The following is a 19,587-nucleotide window of genomic DNA, read 5'->3' as shown; positions in this document are numbered from 1 at the left end:
GTTCGGTCAACAGACCGGACGGGTACGCTCGCCGCATGGCGATCGGTCAGGGCTATGCGGAGCAGGACTGCTCGTTGGCGCGAGCACTCGAGATCGTCGGTGAGCGATGGACATTGCTGATCGTGCGGGATTCGCTCTTCGGCGTCCGCCGGTTCTCCGACTTCGAGCACCATCTGTCGATGTCCAAAGCCGTCCTGACACAGCGGCTCTCCATGTTGGTGGACAACGGACTGCTGCAGCGGGAACCCGTCGGAGGGCGCGAGGAATACGCGCCGACGGACGCGCTCGTCGGGTTGTGGCCGGTGCTGCACGCCCTCACCGAGTGGGGTGAGCGAGTCGCTCCCGCGCCCGGCGGACCGCGTCGGCTGTTCCGGCACGCGGCGTGCGGCACTCGACTGGACGGCCACGGCCGGTGCTCCGTCTGCGATGTCGTGCCGGCGGCGTCTGCCGTCGAGATGCACCCGGGTCCGGGAATGTCCGGTTCGCCCAGGCCGGGCGCCGTGTCGCGAGCCCTGCGCGACACCAAGCGGCTGGTGGATCCGATCAGATGAGCAGGGCGCCCGTGGACGGGCACTTTTGCGACGCCATTACGCTGCATCGGAACAGTGTCTGTACGTCCGTGCCCTCACCCCGGCGCGGTGGAACGAGAGTGGAGCACGCATGACCCTGCCGCCCAGCGATGGGATCGAACTGGCGCGAGTCGTCGGGACGACGGATGGCGAACGAACCGGATCGGTGCCGGTGAGCGACCTCGCCGACATGGCGCGAACGTTGCGCGGCACTCGTCGGTCCGTGGACGAGACGTTGGCAGCCCTGGTGCAGTCGGCCAAACACCTGATGCCCGGCGTCGACCATGCCTGCGTCACCGTCATGAACGGGTCCCGCCGCAAGATCCATGCGCGGACGGACGATGTCGCGGCGGACCTGTGCAAAGTGCAGTACGAGCTGGGCGAGGGCCCGACCGAGAACGAGATCTGGCAGGTCGACACCGTCATTGCGGAGAATCTGCGTGACGAGCGGCGCTGGCCCTCCTTCGCTGCCGCAGCCCACGAGCGGGGTGTGGAGAGTATGGCGGCGTTCCGGCTCTACATCGACTCGACGTCCAAGGACCTCGGCGTCCTCCTGCTGTTCAGCAGGGCCGGTGACACGTTCGGTCCGGACCAGCAGATCGTCGGTGCCGCCCTCGCCGCACACGGTGCGGTGGCACTGCTGAGCGCACGTGACGACGAGAACTTCCGCGACGGCCTGGCCAGCCGAGACGTCATCGGTCAGGCCAAGGGAATCCTGATGGAACGGTTCGACGTCGATGCCGTCCAGGCTTTCACCATGCTCGCGCAGATCTCCCAGTCCGAGAACACACCTCTGCGCGAAGTGGCGCTGACGTTGATCGAGGACTCGCACCCGACACTGTCCGTCTCGGACGGGGCCGCCTGACCTCGGGGTCGGAACAATGTAGGGCTCGGGTGCGTTGTCGGTGAGGACGCGACCGATCGAGGTCGAGCCATGCTCATGTAAGGAGACAGAGATGTCGGAGAACCACGCTTCGGGCACTGCACCTACGGCCACCGAGACGGCGATCCTGGCGGGCGGTTGCTTCTGGGGTGTCGAAGAACTGATCCGCAAGCAGCCGGGCGTTCTGTCCACACGCGTCGGCTATTCGGGTGGCGACGTCCCCAACGCCACGTATCGCAATCACGGTACGCACGCGGAAGCCGTCGAGATCGTCTTCGACCCCTCGCGTACCTCGTTCCGCAACGTGCTCGAGTTCTTCTTCCAGATCCACGATCCGTCGACGAAGAACCGTCAGGGCAACGACCGCGGAGTCAGCTACCGCTCGGCGATCTTCTACACGTCCGACGAGCAGAAGAACGTCGCGCTGGACACCATCGCCGATGTCGACGCGTCGGGAATCTGGCCGGGCAAGGTCGTCACCGAGGTGACTGCCGCAGGCGACTTCTGGGAGGCCGAGCCGGAGCACCAGGACTACCTGCAGCGCATCCCCAACGGTTACACGTGCCATTGGGTACGCCCCGACTGGAAGCTCCCGCGTCGTAACGCCGACGCTGTGAGCTGATACGCGACAACCGTCCGACGCCCGTCGCTCCTGTCAGGAGCGGCGGGCGTTCTTCGTCAGTTCGACTGTTGCCGAGCGCAGTTCGTCGATCGACGAGATGGGGGAGAGGTAGCCGACTCGCGTGTAGGCGACGCCGTTCGGTGTGGTGACGGCGATGTCGAGCCCGTACCGATCGGCCCCCGTGCACGTCGCCGAGACAGCGTCCGGGTATCCGCCGAATGCCGCGGTCATCTCGCGGAGTGCGTCGGCGTGGTCCGCATTGAGATGGTCCACGGCGTAGGCAGACCCCGGCCGCACCGGATCCGGCGACGCCTGCGCGTAGTCCTGTGCGGTCGCAGAATCCATGCGGCCGTATCCGCCGACCCAGCGGACCCGGTCCACTCGCATATGCCACACCGTGAAATCGCTGTAGTCGATGTAATACTTCGCGGCGGGCACGGCGGCGAGATGAGCGTCCCGCGCGACCGCAGCGTCCTCTCCCGTGGGCCTGAAGACCATGCCGGCGAGGGTGATGCGCCCGCTGGCCAGCGGATCCTCGTTCTCACCGGGAGCTACGACGGACAGGCTGACCCGCTGATCCGCGGCGAGATTCCGCCCGTGCTCGGCCATATGGGACACGCACAGAACCGGATCACCCCCGACCAGTCCGTACGTGACGAAGGACGCCCACGGGTGACCGTCGGACGACAGGCTCGCGAGCGTCGCGGTGTTCGTCGACGCTGCCACGGTGCGGGCTTCCTCCGCGGCGCTGGGACGTCGTGGCTCGGTGACCGGCGCAGAAGGTTCCGGCATCGAGGGAGCGTCACCCGGGTCGCCGTGATCGAGGGAAGCCATGGCCGTCAGGGTACCGGTGTCACCCGAGGATCGGGGTCTCCTCGTCGCTCTGGCGGTAGGTGTAGAACGTGGTGACGATGCAGACCGCCGTCGCCACGATGAGGATCTGCGGTCCCGTGATGGCCAGGCTGATGATGCCTCCGAGCACCGCACCACCGACGAACGACGCATACAGAAGGGCGTAGCCCAGCCAGTCGGAGGCGGAACCGCCCGCCATGTGCCGCTCGATGCCCTGGCCCATCTTGACCAGCGTGCCGGTGACATAGCTGAGCGGGATGACGACCTCGCCGTTCTTGCTGAACGAGGTGTTGAGCGCGCCCATCGCGAAGGACACGAACAGGATGGGCAGGAACTCGACGCGGGATGCGGCGATTCCGCTCTCGATGACGTCCACGACGCTGGCGATGGCCAGGAACACGCTCGTCAGAACGGTGGCGCCGTGCGGGTGGTCGCTCCACAGCCGTCGGCGGCAGATCGACGCGACGACGACGCCCGCGACGAAGGTGACGATCAACGCGATCGCCGCCCCCGCCATGGCGTTCTGCCCGCGGAAGAACCCGAGCGCCGCACGTTCGGAGTTGCCTGTCATGAAGGTAACGAAGTAGCCGGCCGTGTTGGTGAAGGCTGCGGCACCCACCAGACCGGCCAGGCCGGCAAGCACCCAGGACAACCGAGCTTCCTTGTCCGCGATGGCATTCATGAATTCCGACGGTAGAGCGAGTACCGGCTCACGTCGTCATGGCGATTGTCACTGCCTCTCGGGTTGAGAGCGCCTCCACCGTATGTAGACGACCGATATCTCCTGTTTCCTCGGTAACGGTCACAACGTCCGACAGAATCGTACGATCGGCACGGACGAGCATCGAAAAGGACGGTCATGACCGAGGGATCCACACCGGACACACACCCCGATCTTCCGCTGTCGGAGGTGCGAGTTCTGGAGCTGGGCAATTACATCGCCGGCCCGACCGCGTCACGGCTGCTCGCCGACTTCGGGGCCGAGGTGATCAAGATCGAACGACCCGGGACAGGGGACGAAACCCGCTCCTGGCGTCTCTACAAGGGTGATACGTCGATGTTGTTCCACACCCTCAACCGCGGCAAGAAATCGGTGGTGCTGGATCTGCGCACCGAGGAGGGGCGCCGGGACGTTCTCCGTATCGCGGCGTCGTGCGACATCGTCGTCGAGAACTTCCGCCCCGGAACGCTCGAGAAGTGGGGCATCGGTCCGGACGTCCTCGAGGCGACGAGGCCGGGGATCATCCTCGTCCGAGTCTCCGCGTACGGACAGAGCGGACCGTTGTCCGCCCGCCCGGGATTTGCCGCAGTATCGGAGGCGCACAGCGGATTCCGGGAACTGGTCGGCGATCCGGACAGGCCGCCCGTGCGAGTGGGCGTGTCCATCGGCGACACCATCGCCGGCCTGTACGCCGCGTTCGGTGCGGTCATGGAGTTGTACCGGCGAGGGCTCAGCAGCGGTCCGCAGACGGGATCTCGGACCGTCGACGTCGCGCTCGGCGAGTCCATGCTGTCGATGCTCGAGTCGCTCGTCCCGGACTATTCCGCCTACGGCGTCGAGAGGACCAGGCTCGGAGGCCGGATGGAGGGGATCGCGCCGTCCAACGCCTACGTGTGTTCCGACGGCCTCTCGATCGTCGTGGCCGGCAACGGTGATGCGATCTTCACGCGCTACATGCTCGCCATCGACCGACCGGATCTGGCGTCCGACGAGGAGCTCGCAACGGGACCGGGGCGCTGGGCGCGTCGAGACGAGATCGACGACGCCATCGGGGAATGGACCGCTACCAGGACACGCGACGACGCGCTCCGACTGCTCGGCGCCGCTGACGTGCCGTGTGGGGCCATCAACACCGCGGCCGACGTCTCGGTGGATCCGCAGTTCGTGGCGCGCAGAATGATCGAGACGGTGTCGGTCGATACCGGTGACGACGAGACGATCGATGTCCTCTTCACCGGGGTCGTCCCGGTGCTGGGGGAGCGGACGGGCCGTGTCCGCCCTCCGGGGCCCGCCTTGGGGCAGCACACAACCGAGGTGTTGGACAGCGTCGGCGAGCACACCGATCACGCGTGAGAGTGCATCTCCCACACCAGGATCTCTGCGCCGTCACCGGTGACGCGGTGTCCACCGGAGTCGGTGACACGAAGGGCGTCGCCCTCGTCCAGCGTGCCGACACCGTCGACGGTGACGGTGCCACGGGAGACGAACACGTGCACGAACGGGGCTCGGGGGAGCAGCACCGGCGTTCCCGCCACGAGTCGTGAGACATGCAGCGCCGCAGCGCCGTTGCCCAGTCCGACGGCGGTGCCACCGCGGTCGCGTTCCATCCCGGATGCGACGGTGATCAGCCGTCCCGACGCCAGATCCTCGCCGGCCGCGTACTCCTCGTAGCTCGGTTCCAATCCGAGGCGATCCGGCGGTAACCACATCTGGACCACCCGCAGGCGAGCCCTCGAGCTGTACCCGGCCGCGTTGCGCTCGGAGTGCACGACTCCCGTCCCTGCACTCATACGTTGCGCCAGACCTTCGGTGATCACGCCCTCGTTGCCCATCGAATCGCGGTGGACGAGCGCTCCCTCGAGAACCCACGTGACGATCTCGACGTCCGCGTGCTGGTGACTGTCGAACCCTTCTCCGGCGTCGACGGTGTCGTCGTTGTGGACGAGGAGGAGGCCGAACGCGTTGGCGGCCAGATCGTAGTTGCCGGCAACGGGAAACGACTGACGCGAATCCAGCCACCCGTCGCGCCACCGGATGCGCTCGGCCGAGGGAATCACGACGACGCTCATCGCGGCAACGCTACCGGCCACCCGCCGGCTATCGGCTCTGAGCTGGCCGGGGGGTTCGCAGTACCAGTGACCACAGCGCTGCCAGCACGGCCAGGGAGATGACGAAGGCGGCCATCGCGGTCCACCCGAACGCCTGGAAGATCACACCGCCCGTCCACCCGACGATGCTCGATCCCCCGTAGTAGAAGAGGTTGTACAGCGAGGCGGACTGCGCCCGGCCGACGGTCGCACGGTGCCCGGTCCATCCGGATGCGATGGCGTGCGCCGCGAAGAACCCGACGGTGAAGATCACCAGTCCCACGAGGACGATCGCCAAGGCGTCGAAGGCGGTCAGGGCAACGCCGGCGATCATGACGCCGGTCGATCCGGCGAGCACGACACTCCGCCCGAAACGCCCGGCCAGCTGTCCTGCGACACGGGAGGACACTGTTCCACTGAGGTACGCGACGAAGATCAGGCTGATCAGCGACTGTGGAAGACCGAACGGGGCTGCCTCGAGCCGGAACCCCAGGTAGTTGTAGACGGTGACGAATCCGCCCATCAGCAGAAACGCCTGTCCGTACAGGGCGCGCATACCCGGGTCGCGCAGGTTCGACATGATCTTCTCGCGCAGCCCCGGCCCGTCCTGTCCGTCGGGAAGGGCTCGCCGCGGAGTGGGTGCCAGCCGCAGGAAGGTCGCCGCGGCCAGTGCCGCGATGATCGACACGGTGAGCGTGCCGATGCGCCAGTTGGTCGCCTCGGCCACCGGACCGGCGACGATGCGGCCCAGCAGGCCGCCGATGGTCGTTCCGGACACGTAGGTGGCCGCGGCGACCGCGGTGTGGCGGCGGTCCACTTCCTCGCTGAGGTATGCGATCGCGATGGCAGGCAGTCCGCCGAGGGCGGCTCCCTCGACGAACCTGACGCCGAGAAGCATCGGCAACGAGGTGGACAACGGGACGACGAGTCCGAGGGCTGTGGCGGTGACGATCGAGATGCTCATGGCCCGGACGCGTCCCACCCGATCGGCCACCATCGACCACGGAAGTACCGCGACCGCGACGCCGACGGTGGCGCATCCGACGGCGAGGGACGACTGCGACGGAGTGATGGACAGCGACGACGCGATCAGCGGCAGGATGCCCTGCACGGAGTAGAGCTGGGCGAACGTCGCGATACCGGCCAGGAGCAGGGCCGCGACGAGCTTGCGGTACTCCCGCGATCCCTTGACGTGGCCGTCCCACTGATCCTGCGCGATCGGCGCGTCGGTGAAAGAACGATCGGTGCTCACAGTCATCGACGGTAGGCCGGTGACGATCCATTCGTCCAATGCATTCGACGTCGTCGATCGATGATCTCGGCGTATCTTTCGGGTATGCGCACCGAGGCCGAATCGCTGCTGCCGCTGATCCCTACGCTGCTGGCCGTGGCCGACACCGAACACATCACCGAGGCCGCCCACCGGCTCGGCGTTCCGCAACCGACCGTCAGCAGGCAATTGGCTCGCGCGTCGTCGATCCTGGGTGTTCCGGTGATCGAACGACGCGGTCGCGGAATCGCTCTGACGGCGGCGGGTCGAGCTCTGATGCCGTTCCTCGAACGTGCCGCTCGCGACGTGGAGGCCGGGCTCGACGCGATGAGCGAACAGGATGCCCGGACGCGCGGCCGCATATCGGTGAGCTTCCAGAACACTGTCGGCGAGGGTGTCCTGCCATTGCTGATCCGACGGTTCTTGGCCGACCACCCGGCGGTGACGTTCGCGCTCGATCAGGGCGCACGCGCTCGGTGCCTCGACCGGTTGGAGGACGGCCGCGCCGACCTGGCCTTCGTCTCCCTCGGCGACGAGCACGGTCCCGACACGTCGTTCGGGCTGTACGAGGAACGCCTCGTCGCGGTGGTTCCGGCGCACCACCGTCTGGCCGGGCGACGGGTCATGGACCTCGTGGAGACCGCGGACGAGCCGTACGTCGTCATGGAGCACGGTTACGGGATGCGCTCGGTGTGCGAAACGCTGTGGGCGGACGCGGGTATGGCGCCCACCATCGCCTTCGAAGGGCAGGACTTCCATACGGTGCGCGGACTGGTCGGTGCGGGACTCGGCGTGAGCGTCCTCCCACCCGCGAACGGCTCCGCAGGGGTGTTGCCCACTGTCGACATCGCGTTGAACGACAGGGCAGCGCGTCGGCGGATCGGAGTGGTGTGGCCCGCTCGGCAGATGCCGGCCCCCGCCATCGCGTTCCGCGACATGGTGGTGCGGCGAGGCCCCGCTATCGTCGGCCGCTGACGTCCTGCAGGACGGGGCCGTGGCGATCGGGTTCGACGAGGCCCGCGGGTGCGGACTTCGCTACCGAGCCCGCGGCAGCCATGACGGCCAGGATGCCGACGGCGCCGAGAGCGGCGGACGAGGTGACGAGGTAGTCCAGCACGGGGGATTGCTCCTGACGATCGAGTGGTTCGGTGACGATCACCAGAGTGCGCGTCCGACCCGCGATCCTGCTGACAGGAAGCTGGGAAGTGCCTGTGGGTCCTTCGGCTACCGGGCCATGCCGCGATGCATCACCCTGTCGCCGACGACCCCGGAATGGTCCGCCCGGTGCATGACGCACCGGTTGTCCCACAGCACGACGTCGCCGGGCTGCCAGGTGTGCCGATAGACGTTTCTCTCCGCGGTGGAGTGGTCGTAGAGGAACTGCACGGTCCGGGCCGTCTGCTCAGCGGTCATCCCGCTGATCGAGGCGCACCGCTTGGGGGTGGACATGTACAGCGACCGGCGGCCCGAGAGGGGATGCAGTGCCGCCAGAGGATGCTCCGCGGACGACTCGGCGTCGTCGGGCAGGTCCAGTCCGGTGACGACGTGGGTCAGAGTGCGGTCCTCGAGATCGGAACGCATGTCGACCGGCAGCGTCTCCCACGCGCGGTACTGGTTGCTGAAGACGGTCTGCCCGCCCTCGCGGGGGACCGTCACCGCGCGGAGAGCGGTGTACGACGGCGGCTTCGCGACATAGCTCGTGTCCACGTGGAAAGTGGATCGAGGAGTCGTGGTGCGGCCGACGTTGCTGATGACGTTCAGATCGGAATGTCCGTCGACGGGCGTCTCACCCTCGGTGAAGACGATCTCGCCGAGGCTTCGGAGGAAGTCGGCGAAGCGCACGTCGTCGAGGGTCTGCTCGCGGAACACGACGACGCCGTGCTCCGCGGCGAGAGTGCGGATCTCCTCGACCTGAGAGGGTTCGAGCGACTCGACGTCGGCGTCCTCGACGAGCACTCCGACAGGGTCGATGACGGTATGGCGCATCAGCGTTCTCCTTCTTCGGCGAGTTCCTTCAGGCCGCTCGCGAACAGATCGGGCAGACCGATACCGGCAGCGGCGGCCATCACGGCCACGACACTGCCGCGGGCGTACGAGCAGTACAGGCCGGCCTCGAGGAACCACGGCCGACCGTCCGGGTCGATGCGGAAATCGAACAGGCTGTAGTGCCGACAACCCAACGCGCGGTGAGCGATTCGTGCCATCTCCCAGACCCGCTCGGTCACCGGATCGTCCTCGGCGACGATCCATGCCCGCGTCGCGTTCTTCGCCACCAGGTACAGTTCGCCGTCGTCGTCACGGGCGAGTTTGTCGTCACGGGTGCGGATCGGCTTGCTCGTCGCGTCGACCGCGTATTCCTCGAGCGGCAGGCACACGACCTGCCCGTCGACGACGATGATGCCGCACCGCACCTCGCGGCCGAGGTCGACATAGGTCTCGACCAGCACTCGCGAGGAATGACGACCGGCGTCCACGAGTGCCGCCGCGTAGTCGTCGGCAGTCCGGGCAAGGGCCACTCCGACGGAATTGTCGGCGTCGACGGGCTTGACGACGACCGGAAGGGAGAGAGGGCTGCCGCCGTCGCTCCGCGCCGTCACCACGACGCCCTCGGGTACATCGACCCCTGCGGCGGCGACGATCGCCCGCGTCCGGGCCTTGTCGGCGGCGAGGGCCATGACATCGGCTCTGTTGCCCAGCAGAGGGATTCGAAGCACGTCGAACAGTGCGCGGTACGAGGTCATGCCGGGAAGGCAGAACATCTGCGGGACCACCGCGTCGATACCGAGGTCGGCGATGTGATCGAGTGCTCGGGACACCGACATCGCGTCCGCCGCGGCGACGGCCGCGTCGGACAGGTCGGCCGGGAACCGCCATGTCGAATCGGGGGAGACCAAGGCGATGTGCATGGTGTATTTCGCCGGGTCGGCGAGGGAGGACAGGGCGTCCCGCGCGTAGACGCGCGAGAGATCCGAGTGGAAGTCGTCGACGGCCGAGCCGACGAGGTGCAGGATCGCCAGGGTTCCCGAGGTGTCGGGAGTCGTCGTGTCAGTCACCGCCGGCCTCCACGAGTTTGCCGATGTTGGCGTCGACTCGACTCCACGACCCGCCCTTGCGCAGGTTCGCCCACAGCAATGACGGCAGGTGCAGGTGGTAGAGCATGAAGTACGGCAGCGGATCCCAGCGGGTGAAGACCGCATCCTTGCCACCGAGGATGGTCCGCAGTCGGTGCACGCGTCCCGGTTCGGTGAGCAGCCGCCAGACCTCGTGATAGAGCCAGTAGGTGGGGCGTGCGGTCGGGAGTGGAGTGATGACGGGATGGCCGTCCTCGAGGTACGCCGCCGCGACGTCCGGGTGATCGTGGAACATCGTGATGGCCGAGTGTGTGCGCGGGTTGCACTCGATGGCGTAGGGGTGACCGTCGGCGCCCTCGATGAAGTCGAAGGACACCTGACCTGTGAGCCCGAGCTCGCCCACGAAATGCTCTACCCAGGAGCGGATTTCGGGTTTGTCCACCATCGCGTAGTTGATCTGGAACGCGGAGGACTCGCAGCACCCGTACACCTGGACCCGTCCGTTCCTGACGGTCGAGTGAGTGCAGTACTCCTGCCCGTCCACGAACTCCTGCAGGATCCAGGGATCGTCGGCCGACACGGACAACCGAGAGATGAACTCCGCGTTGGCATCCGGCGTATCCCGGGACAACGGCGTCAGGTCCATGCGGCCGACCGGGTTGTAGGCGATCCGTTTGAGGATGAAGCGGCGCCCCGGCGGGAAGTCGAAATCGAGCAGTTGTCGGCGATCGGTGATCAGGTGGGACTGCGGAACTCGGAGGCCCAGCGATTCGGCCGTCTTCGAGAACTGGACCTTGTCGTCGAGCATCGCCACCGTGGCGGAGTCCACGTGGATGACGTCGCACACCCCGGCGAGCAGTCGGCCGACCTCCGCGTCGGGGACGCTCGATGCCGGGCTCGACACGGGAACGAACACGTCTGCGTTCTCGCGGCGGGCGATCTCGGCGACAGCCTCGGCATAGCCGACGTCGGACGCCTCGGGGACGGTGTGGAAGACGTCGACGGCTCGGGAGAACCGATGAGCGGTGTAGCGGTACTTCGCCGACTCCACCAGGACTACGCGGTGTCCTGCCCCATGGAAGGAGCGTGCGAGTTGGAGCGACTTGGTCATCTTGCCGCCGTTGATCAGCACCGTCCGCCGTTCCCGGGCGGGAGTTCCCGGAGCGGTGCGCCGTGACCCGACCGTGGTGGCGACGGCGATCAGATCGAGTGGGGCAGTGAGCGCCAGCACCGCCAGCGCCGTGACGGACCGGCCGGTCGTGCCCCTCATGATGCGGTCGATCGACGGATGAGAGTCAGTCCGTCCCGTAGCGGTAGGACGACCTGCTCCACGCGGGGATCCGCGGCGACCGCGTCGTTGAACGCCGCGATCGCGGAACCGTTCACCGACCGGGACTCGTCGAGGTACGGCTCGCCCTGCAACAGCGTGTTGTCGACGGCGATGACAGCGCGGGGCGCCAGCAGTGTCGAGTCGAGCAGCGCATTCAGGTAGTGCAGATACCCGCCCTTGTCGGCGTCGATGAAGACGAGGTCGAAGGTGCGCTCGTCCGACGCCAGGGAGAGAAGAGTGTCCGCCGCGGGCCCGACGACGATGTCGATCCGATCGCCGACGGGGGAGGCGTCGAAGCACGACCGCGCGAAGTCGGCGACCGCCCGGTCCACCTCGCAGGCGACCACGCGTCCACCCGCCGGAAGTTCCTCGGCCATCGCCAGCGCCGAGTAGCCGGTGAACATGCCGATCTCGAGAACGTTCACCGCACCGGTCATGCCGACGAGGAACTTGAGGAACTGACCCTCGACGTGGCCGGACAGCATTTCCTGCTCCAGGGCGCTCCCGGCCCACTCGGCCGACCTGGTGCGAGCAGCCAGGTCGGCCAGAGCAGGGGTTTCGGGGGACGTGCACCGGTCCAGGTACGGATCGAGACCGGCGACGACATCGCGAGCACGCCGTAGACGCGCGACGATGTCGTCACCGCTGCTGCCCGACGCGATCTCGTCGCACAGAACCGTCAGCTCGTGCGCCGCGATCGTCGTCGGAGTGACCGGACGTGGCCCCGCTGTTTCGTGCGTATCAGGCATCGGTCGACGAACCGACTCCGGCCTCGGGCGCAGGTGAGGTGAACATGTCCACGCCGTCACCGTCCCGATCGTGCTCGAGACAGATCTTCTTGTGCAGCGTGAGCGTGTCCGCCAACTCGTCGACGGTCACGTCGTTGAGGAATTCGCACGACCCGATGGGCGCCGGCACTGCCGCGCGGAGAATCCCATCACGAGTCTTGAGAATGGACGACGTGGCGTCGGCCAGCAGGTCGGCCGTGAGATAGCTGCTGTCGAGTGCGAGACCGATGCGGCTCATGACTCCGAGAACTCGGTCGCGGTCCTCGGCGGTGATGTGTCCGCGCTGTTCGGCCAGCGTCGTCGACAAGGCCATGTCGATGTTGATGGCGTGCCCGTGGAAGAACGGAGCGGGCGGAGTCAATTCGAGTGTGGGGCTCCAGGTGTGGCCGAAAGCGATCACGCGATCGAGGTCGATCTCGTGGAGATTGGGCGCTTCCAGTTCCAGCATCGTCGCGATCGCCTTGTACGTCAGACGGTCCGCGATGTCCCGCAGCTCGGCGGTGCCGTCGAGGTGTCCGAACCGCGTCGTCAGCAACTCGGCACCGTGCTTCTCGAGCATCTCGAAGATCTCGAGGTTGCCCACCACCGAGATCTTGATCAGTTCGGCCATGCCGTTGCGAACCTGATCCTCGGGCAATGTGGCGAGGAAACTGAAGTCCAGCAACACCTTCTGCGACGCGTGGTACGCGCCCAGGCGGTTCTTGTGCTTGCCGTAGTTGACGGCGACCTTGATGCTCACGCTCGCGTCGATCAGACCGATGAGCGTGGTCGGGATGCGGATGTAGGGGGTGTTGCGTCGGTAGCTCGCGCAGGCGAAACCGGCCACGTCGGTGGTCAGGCCTCCGCCGACGACCAGTACCGGCTCGGTGCGGACGAGTCCGAACTCGTCGAACTTGCCGACGATGCGTTCGAACGTCTCGATCGACTTGGCCGTCTCCTTGATCTGGACGGGTACGACCGTCAGATCGATGTGGTGATGGGCGAAGTACGCGGTGATCCGGTCGTTGTACAGCTCGAGGACGCTGTCGTCCACGACCATGAGGCATCGGCCGTAGGGCGTGTAGCTGTCGGCGAGTTCGGTGTTGTCGACGTCGAAGACGCCGTCGACGTAGACCAGGTCGTACTCGATCTTCTCGTAGCCCTCCACATGGAAGGTTCTCTCGTCTGCCGTCACGCTTGCTTGAAGATTGCTCACTTGCATCTCTCCCGGGGAAAACAGTGCGCGAGCGGGGCGCTCGGCGCTGGAAAGGTGGAGTCGGACTCTCGGCTCAGGATCGAGCCGTCGCCAAGGATTCGAGGCGGACGGGGTCCAGGGATTCGACCGTCTCGGCCGCGCCGGCGAAGTCGCTGCCCGTGGTGTTCTCGTTCGGGAACGCGACGCACGTGATGTCCGCCGCCACGGCCGCCTTCACGCCGCCGGCGTTGTCCTCGACCGCGACGCACGATGCCGCGGATTCACCGAGCTTGCCCAGTGCGAAGGCGTAGGACGCCGGGTCGGGCTTGCCCTGCTCGACGTCGTCGGCATCGACGATCACGTCGAAGGAGTCCGCGGAGACCTCGGGGGCGAGCGCCTCGAGCAGCACTGCCACGTTGTCCTTGGAGGTCGTGGTGACGAAACCGACCTTGACGTCGTTCTTCTTCGCTGCGGAGATGGTGTCGACGACGCCGGGTCGCGGTGAGACGCCGGTCGAGGCGATCAACGATCGGAAAATTTCGGACTTGGTCGCGTGCACGGCGGACGCGTCGACGTCGACGCCGCGCTCCGTCGCGAAGTCCTCGATCCGGTTGGCGCCACCGTTGGATCCCAGCATCGAGATGTAGTCCTCACGAGACCAGTTCCAGTCGAGACCGTGGGTCGAGAATGCCTCGTTGAACGCTCGTCGTTGCAGTTCGGAGGTGTCGGCGAGGGTGCTGATGGAGCCGAAGAGGATTGCAGACATCGTTGTCCTTCCAGAGAACCATGGTGGGGGAGCACGGCGGCAGAGATGTCGAGATCAGGCGATGCCAGCCACTGGTGCTGTGACACCGGTCGATCGACCTGCCGAGCACGAAACTTACCCGACAGTACAGTAGTGGACTCGCCGTTCAATAGGTCTGTACTCGAAACTCGCGTAACTTCACCTTCACAGTGAGGAGGTGACGCGAACAGATGAGTAGTACCCCGGACGCTCGAAACAGAATCGGCGATCAGATCGCGGCAGAGGACGCACGCGTCTCGCGTACACGCGCGGATGTCTCACGAGCAGCTCTGGACGTCCTCACGAACGAGGGGTGGGAAGCCGTCACCCACGCTCACGTGGCACGTGTCGCGGGATATTCCAAGACCACGCTGTACACGCACTGGCCGTCCCGGTTCGACCTCCTGGGCATGGCGCTGGACGCGATCGGCGACATGCCGCACCACGAGATGACCGGCGATGCCCGGACCGATCTGGTGGGGGAGCTGCACGAATTCCGTCGCGCCATCAGCGAGCGGCGCCTCGACCGCATCCTCATGGCCATGGCGCAGTGGGGAGCGAGTGTGGACGAGATCGGACGGATGCGGCAGCGCATCGTCGACGACGGTCAGCAGTACGCGCGGCGCATCATCGGCGAGATCGCCTCGGGTCCCGATCTCGATGCCGCCGTCACGATGCTCTCGGGCGCCGTCATCTGCCCCGCCCTGATGTACGGGACGCTTCCCGACGACGCCACGATCGACGCCGCCGTCGACATCGTGCTGGCAGGACTGCGGCGACCCGAGCAGCAGGTCTGAACCCCGGCGCTACCGCCCGACCAGTTCCTCCACCCGTCGCCGCGACTCGGACCTGTCGGCCAGAGCCACGGTCAGTTCGACGAACGCACGCTGCAGGCGATCCTCGTCACGCTCGAGGCGCCGTCGAGCGGCAGCGATGCGGCGACGCTCGCCGTCGCGGACGTGCTGGGCCAGTTCCTGCCGCTGGACGAGCAGGAACACGTCGGGATGGGTGGGATACATGGCAGTCCTGGTGCTGATCGGGTCGTCTCGGTCGTACGTTGCCCGATCAGAGTGGCAGCGACGACCACTGCACGTCGACTGATTTATCGCGTCGGCCGAGCAGCCTCGAGCACGCCGACGACGAATCGCACCGATCCCTCGACCAGGTCGGCCCGCGGAGTTCGGTAGTCGTCCATGATCCAGGTCAGGGCGGTGTGGCTGAGACCGCCGACGGCGGCGGTGACCAATCGGTCGGTGAATTCGGCGTCCGCGGCTTCGGGGAGAACCTGCGCGAGGTAGGACGTCATGAAGTCCCCGAACTTCCGCATCGTCGCCAGGTAGGTGCTGTCGACCTGCGGGGCTACGCCGAGCACTTCGAGCCAGACGACGCGGGCCGTCGTGCGGTCCTGTACCGCGGCGAAGAAGCCGTCGAGGCCGCGGCGGACGAATTCCGACGTGTCGGCGCCGGGCGGCGCCGTCGACAACGCGGTGGCCGCGGCGTCGGTCAAGGTGTCGATGCACTCGAGGTAGACGGCGACGAGGAGGTCCTCCATCGTCGGGAACAGCTCGTAGAAGTACCGGTCGGCCACGTGTGCGTCGCGGCAGATGCCGCGCACCGTCGACGCCCGGAATCCGACCGAACCGAAGGATTGCCTGCCCGCGTCGAGAATCTGACGCCTCCGCCGAGCCGTGCGTTCGTCGGGGCTCTGGCCGCCGTAGGTGCGCGGTGCGCGAGCCTGATCTGTCACCCGGCCATTCAACCGGTAGCAGCCAGTCCCCGCGACGCTCCCCCGTCGACGGCGACGCAGTGGCCCCCTGATCGTTTCGCGCGATACATCGCGGCGTCACCGCGGTCGACGAGATCGGCCACCGTGGACGTCAGTCGTCTCCTGTCGGACAGCAGCGCCCTGGTCGCCGACATGGCCAGTCCGACGCTCGCGGTCACGGTCGGGCCCGCCGCGTTCCCCGCGACGACGTCGCGGACCGCACGGGCGGTCCGCAGAGCGTCCAGCGCATCGTCGTAGAGGTCGAAGATCAGGAACTCCTCACCGCCGTGCCGGGTGATGACGGCGGTGGGACCCGCGGCTGTGACGAGGCCGCGCGCGACACGGATCAGCACCTCGTCCCCGACGTTGTGCCCGAGTTCGTCGTTGATGCGTTTGAACTTGTCCAGATCCAGGATGATCACCGCGGCGACCGGCCGCTGATCGTCCGTCCGCGCGTCGTCGGCGAGGACCCGCAGCCGGGTCTCGAGACCACGTCTGTTCGACAGACCCGTCAATGGATCGAACAGCGACATGTCCGCGTCGACGCGGATGAGGTGGACGCCCAACTCGATGGTCAGCGGGACGACCACACCCACGACCGTCAGCATGACGGCCTTCGCGGCACCGATGGCCAGGTCGAAGGCGGGATCGAGGACCACCCGCACGGACAGCAGTGCGATGGAGAACGCGCACCACGCCACGTGCGCGACCAGAACTCTAGGACCCAGGAGGAAGGTCGCATAGGTGCCGAGCAGGACCAGCAATCCGGCACCGCTGAGGCCGGCGAGCGTGTTGGAGTCGAGGAAGCAGACCAGCGTGATCGCGATGTCGGAGAAGGCGAGGAACGCGATCGATTCCCGGAACGACGGCCAGTCCGCGACGTTCCATCGGACCGCCCAGGCGATCCCCAGGACGATCACCGTCACGACGACGATGCGGTCGACCGTGCCCTGAGCGCCGGACGGTGATCCGAGTGAGAGCAGCGCGATGGCCGTGAGAACGATCGTCAGGAGCGAGACGAAGACGCGGATCCAGCGACCGAGTCCCCGGGACTCGACGAACATACGCAGGAGGTGAGTATCGCGCTGGGAATCCCAGCACTCCCTCACCAGCGCGCGCAGCGTCATGGACGGGGACGATACCCGTCATGGCTCGATCAATGGTGCAGACGACCGGATAAAAGGCCGATAAACGGGTGAAAAGACCGTTCAGGGTCGGCGGGACTCCAGATCGCGGATCAACGACCTGATCGTGCGGTCCCGTTCGAGCAGCAGGTCCGTCACCGGGTTGGCGATGCCCCGCAGTGCCGACATCGGACGCCACCGGCCGGGGATCTGGATGCGCGGGCGACGTCGTTCGATGCCGTCGGCGACGCCGACCGCGACGTCGGCGGGGTCGACAGGTGTCAGTAGCGGCGTCGGGAATGCCCGCTGGACCAGTCGTGTCGCCAGGTCGTCCCCGCCGAAGGCAACGTCGGCGATGGGGGTTGATACCCAGCCCGGGTAGAGAACGCCGGCGGTCGCTCCGGTGTGCGCCAGCTCCGCGCGCAGAGCACGTCCGATCTGCTCGACCGCGGCCTTGGTGGCGGCGTACGGCGCGTTCGCCACCCCGTTGAGATACGCGTACGTCGACGACGTGATCAGGATGTGTCCGCGGGATTCGACGACGTCGGGAAGGGTCGCGCGCACGGTGTTCCACACACCCTGCAGGTTCACCGCCACGACCTTCTCGAAGACACCGTCGGGAACCGTGGCGACGGTGTGGGCGGCGCTCCCGCTGGAGATACCGGCGTTGGCGTGGACGATGTCGATCCGACCGAAACGTTCGCGCACCGTCGCGGCCATGGCCTCGAGGTCGGCCTGCGACGTCACATCCACCCGGAGCGCCGTCGCGTCGCCTCCGATGTCGCGGGCCACGTCGTCGACCGCGGGCGCGACGTCGAGGAGGACCACCGACGCGCCGCGGCGAGCGAGTTCACGCGCCACCGCGGATCCGATGCCCCCACCCGCGCCCGTCACGACGGCGACGGCGCCTCGGATGGGGAGCCTGCTGTGTCGACCGATCATGCGACTGCGGTCCTCTCGTGGCTGGTGACGGGACGGAGACGGTGGTGGTCACGACGGAAGCGGGAGGCGAGCCGTCGATAGGTGAAGCTGAAACCGGGGAACATCGCGATGACCCGACCCGACTTCGACTGGTACCAACTGGTGCACCCGCCGGTCTTCCACACGGTTCGGGTCATCTCGCGGTGCACCATCTCCGTGTACTCGGCCTCGGCCTCGGTCGTGACCTCGATGCTGCGTGCGCCGCGGCCGATCGTGTGGGTGATCGCATCCATGATGTACCTCATCTGAGCTTCGATGACGAAGATCGCCGAGGTGTGGCCGATACCGGTGTTGGGCCCGGTCACGATGAACAGGTTGGGGAACCGCGGCACGGCCGTTCCGAGGTACGCGCGTGGGTAGTCCGCCCACACGTCCCGCAGGGTCGTCCCGTCCTGCCCGATCACGGGGTAGGAGATCACGCCGTCGGTCGCGTCGTAGCCGGTGGAGAACACGATGAGGTCGAGGTCGATGCGATGTCCGCCGGTGGTCGTGATCCCGCTCGGCGTGATCTCGGCTATGCCGTCGTTCCGATCGTGCAGAGTCGTGTTCGGCGCCGCAATGGCCGGATAGAGAGTGTTGGACAGGATGATCCGCTTGCACCCGATGGTGTAGTCGGGAGTCAGGGCCGCCCTCAGTTCGGGGTCGGCGACCTGGGTCTCGAGCAGCTTGCGCGCGTGTCTTTCCGCGAACAGCCACAGACCTGCCCGCGAGTACTTGAACCCGATGATCCTGGTCTCGAGCTTCCAGTAGACGGCGGCGCGGAGCGCGCGGTGCACCGGCCCGATCTTCAGGAGTCGACGCTGCCACGGTCGGAACGTGCGGTCCGGTCGCGGCATCACCCAGTGCGGGGACCGCTGGAACACGTGGAGCGACGCGACGTCGGGTTGGATCGCCGGGATGATCTGAGCGGCGCTCGCACCGCTACCGATGATCGCGACCCGTTTGCCCCGGTAGTCCACGTCGTGATCCCACTCGTTGGTGTGGAACCGGTCGCCGGCGAAGGTGTCCCGGCCCGGGAACGGCGGAATCACGGGCGTGCTCAACGGGCCGGTGGCATTGACGACGAACTGCGCGGAGAACTCGCCCGCGCTCGTCGAGATGTGCCAGGTGTGGTTGATCCACTCGATGCGCTCGACCGTGGCGCCCAGCACGGTGCGGTCGGCGAGCCCGTGCTTGGTCACGACGTGGGTGGTGTACTCCTCGAGTTCGTGCTGCTCGGCGAACATCCGCGACCAGTCGTAGGGCTCGGACGCGATCGAGTACAGCGGGCTCTGGACGTCGACGGCCGCGCCGGGGTAGGAGTTCTGTCGCCAGGTGCCACCCGGGAAGTCGCGTCGTTCGAGGATGACGAAGTCGTCGATCCCTCGACGAAGCAGTTCGAGTGCAGCGCACTGTCCGCCGAATCCGCTACCGATGATGACGACCGTGAAGCTGGGCACGTCGCGAGCTCCTTCCAGCATGTGATGACAGGCATCATCACACTCGGGCACCATCACACCACGGACGGGGCCGGATGATCTACTGGCTCGACCGACACAGCCCACTGCGCGTACCCCACTGGAAAGA

The 19,587-nt window shown here is 66.9% G+C and carries 22 protein-coding genes; 6 read left to right on the top strand and 16 right to left on the bottom strand.

The window, feature by feature from the left end:
* Positions 1-35 precede the first annotated feature (35 nt).
* The 3 genes from ASG64_RS02955 to msrA all read left to right on the top strand — a co-directional run bounded on the left by ASG64_RS02955 (position 36) and on the right by msrA (position 2,074).
* On the top strand, positions 36-551 hold the full coding sequence (locus tag ASG64_RS02955) for a winged helix-turn-helix transcriptional regulator (protein ID WP_042573041.1): 516 nt from the start codon (positions 36-38) through the stop codon (positions 549-551).
* A 109-nt stretch (positions 552-660) separates the two neighbouring features.
* Positions 661-1,434 (top strand): ANTAR domain-containing protein, encoded by a 774-nt coding sequence (locus tag ASG64_RS02950; RefSeq protein ID WP_056069869.1) that lies wholly within the window; start codon positions 661-663, stop codon positions 1,432-1,434.
* Positions 1,435-1,525: 91 nt separating this feature from the next.
* Complete coding sequence (gene msrA / locus ASG64_RS02945; protein WP_056069865.1) at positions 1,526-2,074, top strand: peptide-methionine (S)-S-oxide reductase MsrA; 549 nt, start codon at positions 1,526-1,528, stop codon at positions 2,072-2,074.
* Positions 2,075-2,107: 33 nt separating this feature from the next.
* Here the strand turns inward: msrA and ASG64_RS02940 are convergent, their stop codons facing one another.
* Positions 2,108-2,908, bottom strand: a complete 801-nt coding sequence (locus ASG64_RS02940; protein ID WP_042573043.1) for a HugZ family pyridoxamine 5'-phosphate oxidase — start codon at positions 2,906-2,908, stop codon at positions 2,108-2,110.
* Positions 2,909-2,927: 19 nt separating this feature from the next.
* Entirely contained in the window at positions 2,928-3,608 is a 681-nt protein-coding gene (locus ASG64_RS02935; protein ID WP_042573044.1) for a YoaK family protein, read from the bottom strand.
* A 177-nt stretch (positions 3,609-3,785) separates the two neighbouring features.
* Here ASG64_RS02935 and ASG64_RS02930 point away from each other — a divergent pair, with 177 nt between their 5' ends.
* Positions 3,786-5,000: a CaiB/BaiF CoA transferase family protein gene (locus ASG64_RS02930; protein ID WP_056069862.1), complete on the top strand. Its 1,215-nt coding sequence runs from the start codon at positions 3,786-3,788 to the stop codon at positions 4,998-5,000.
* Here ASG64_RS02930 and ASG64_RS02925 read toward each other — a convergent pair.
* Together ASG64_RS02925 and ASG64_RS02920 are read right to left on the bottom strand one after the other, a co-directional pair.
* Positions 4,991-5,716 carry a pirin family protein gene (locus ASG64_RS02925; protein ID WP_056069860.1) on the bottom strand — a complete coding sequence of 242 codons (726 nt, stop codon included), beginning with the start codon at positions 5,714-5,716 and terminating at the stop codon, positions 4,991-4,993. The two genes, ASG64_RS02930 and ASG64_RS02925, sit on opposite strands and share 10 nt — an antisense overlap.
* A gap of 28 nt (positions 5,717-5,744) precedes the next feature.
* Complete coding sequence (locus tag ASG64_RS02920) at positions 5,745-6,992, bottom strand: MFS transporter (protein WP_056072557.1); 1,248 nt, start codon at positions 6,990-6,992, stop codon at positions 5,745-5,747.
* A 78-nt stretch (positions 6,993-7,070) separates the two neighbouring features.
* Between ASG64_RS02920 and ASG64_RS02915 the strand changes: the two genes are divergently transcribed.
* A complete protein-coding gene (locus tag ASG64_RS02915) occupies positions 7,071-7,979 on the top strand; it encodes a LysR family transcriptional regulator (protein ID WP_082518303.1) in 909 nt (302 codons plus the stop codon).
* Here the strand turns inward: ASG64_RS02915 and ASG64_RS02910 are convergent.
* The 7 genes from ASG64_RS02910 to ASG64_RS02880 all read right to left on the bottom strand — a co-directional run bounded on the left by ASG64_RS02910 (position 7,963) and on the right by ASG64_RS02880 (position 14,133).
* Positions 7,963-8,163, bottom strand: coding sequence for a hypothetical protein (locus tag ASG64_RS02910; protein ID WP_056069855.1), 201 nt, complete (start codon positions 8,161-8,163; stop codon positions 7,963-7,965). The two genes, ASG64_RS02915 and ASG64_RS02910, sit on opposite strands and share 17 nt — an antisense overlap.
* A gap of 65 nt (positions 8,164-8,228) precedes the next feature.
* On the bottom strand, positions 8,229-8,990 hold the full coding sequence (locus ASG64_RS02905) for a TauD/TfdA dioxygenase family protein (protein WP_056069852.1): 762 nt from the start codon (positions 8,988-8,990) through the stop codon (positions 8,229-8,231).
* Positions 8,990-10,057 (bottom strand): D-alanine--D-alanine ligase family protein, encoded by a 1,068-nt coding sequence (locus ASG64_RS02900; protein WP_235579469.1) that lies wholly within the window; start codon positions 10,055-10,057, stop codon positions 8,990-8,992. Before ASG64_RS02900 ends, ASG64_RS02905 begins: the two co-directional genes overlap by 1 nt.
* A complete protein-coding gene (locus ASG64_RS02895; RefSeq protein WP_042573050.1) occupies positions 10,050-11,345 on the bottom strand; it encodes an ATP-grasp enzyme in 1,296 nt (431 codons plus the stop codon). Before ASG64_RS02895 ends, ASG64_RS02900 begins: the two co-directional genes overlap by 8 nt.
* Entirely contained in the window at positions 11,342-12,154 is an 813-nt protein-coding gene (locus ASG64_RS02890) for an O-methyltransferase (protein ID WP_056069849.1), read from the bottom strand. The genes ASG64_RS02895 and ASG64_RS02890 overlap by 4 nt, the downstream gene beginning before the upstream one ends.
* A complete protein-coding gene (locus ASG64_RS02885) occupies positions 12,147-13,367 on the bottom strand; it encodes a sedoheptulose 7-phosphate cyclase (protein WP_235579468.1) in 1,221 nt (406 codons plus the stop codon). The genes ASG64_RS02890 and ASG64_RS02885 overlap by 8 nt, the downstream gene beginning before the upstream one ends.
* 94 nt (positions 13,368-13,461) lie before the next feature.
* The gene (locus ASG64_RS02880; RefSeq protein ID WP_056069846.1) at positions 13,462-14,133 is read right to left on the bottom strand and encodes an HAD family hydrolase; all 672 of its coding nucleotides are present in this window, start codon (positions 14,131-14,133) and stop codon (positions 13,462-13,464) included.
* A gap of 209 nt (positions 14,134-14,342) precedes the next feature.
* Between ASG64_RS02880 and ASG64_RS02875 the strand changes: the two genes are divergently transcribed.
* The gene (locus ASG64_RS02875; protein ID WP_056069843.1) at positions 14,343-14,948 is read left to right on the top strand and encodes a TetR/AcrR family transcriptional regulator; all 606 of its coding nucleotides are present in this window, start codon (positions 14,343-14,345) and stop codon (positions 14,946-14,948) included.
* Between the two features lie 9 nt (positions 14,949-14,957).
* Here the strand turns inward: ASG64_RS02875 and ASG64_RS02870 are convergent, their stop codons facing one another.
* The 5 genes from ASG64_RS02870 to ASG64_RS02850 all read right to left on the bottom strand — a co-directional run bounded on the left by ASG64_RS02870 (position 14,958) and on the right by ASG64_RS02850 (position 19,460).
* Positions 14,958-15,170 carry a hypothetical protein gene (locus ASG64_RS02870; RefSeq protein WP_042573672.1) on the bottom strand — a complete coding sequence of 71 codons (213 nt, stop codon included), beginning with the start codon at positions 15,168-15,170 and terminating at the stop codon, positions 14,958-14,960.
* A gap of 83 nt (positions 15,171-15,253) precedes the next feature.
* On the bottom strand, positions 15,254-15,898 hold the full coding sequence (locus ASG64_RS02865; RefSeq protein WP_042573671.1) for a TetR/AcrR family transcriptional regulator: 645 nt from the start codon (positions 15,896-15,898) through the stop codon (positions 15,254-15,256).
* Between the two features lie 8 nt (positions 15,899-15,906).
* Positions 15,907-17,043: a GGDEF domain-containing protein gene (locus tag ASG64_RS02860; RefSeq protein WP_056069840.1), complete on the bottom strand. Its 1,137-nt coding sequence runs from the start codon at positions 17,041-17,043 to the stop codon at positions 15,907-15,909.
* An 81-nt stretch (positions 17,044-17,124) separates the two neighbouring features.
* Positions 17,125-17,982: an SDR family NAD(P)-dependent oxidoreductase gene (locus tag ASG64_RS02855; protein ID WP_056069837.1), complete on the bottom strand. Its 858-nt coding sequence runs from the start codon at positions 17,980-17,982 to the stop codon at positions 17,125-17,127.
* Positions 17,979-19,460 carry a flavin-containing monooxygenase gene (locus ASG64_RS02850; RefSeq protein ID WP_056072548.1) on the bottom strand — a complete coding sequence of 494 codons (1,482 nt, stop codon included), beginning with the start codon at positions 19,458-19,460 and terminating at the stop codon, positions 17,979-17,981. The genes ASG64_RS02855 and ASG64_RS02850 overlap by 4 nt, the downstream gene beginning before the upstream one ends.
* Between the last annotated feature and the right edge of the window lie 127 nt (positions 19,461-19,587).

The organism is Rhodococcus sp. Leaf247 (genome assembly GCF_001426185.1).
Classification (GTDB): domain Bacteria; phylum Actinomycetota; class Actinomycetes; order Mycobacteriales; family Mycobacteriaceae; genus Rhodococcoides.
The sequence above is the reverse complement of the archived record's forward strand: the minus strand, read 5'-3'. Positions and strand labels throughout refer to the sequence as shown.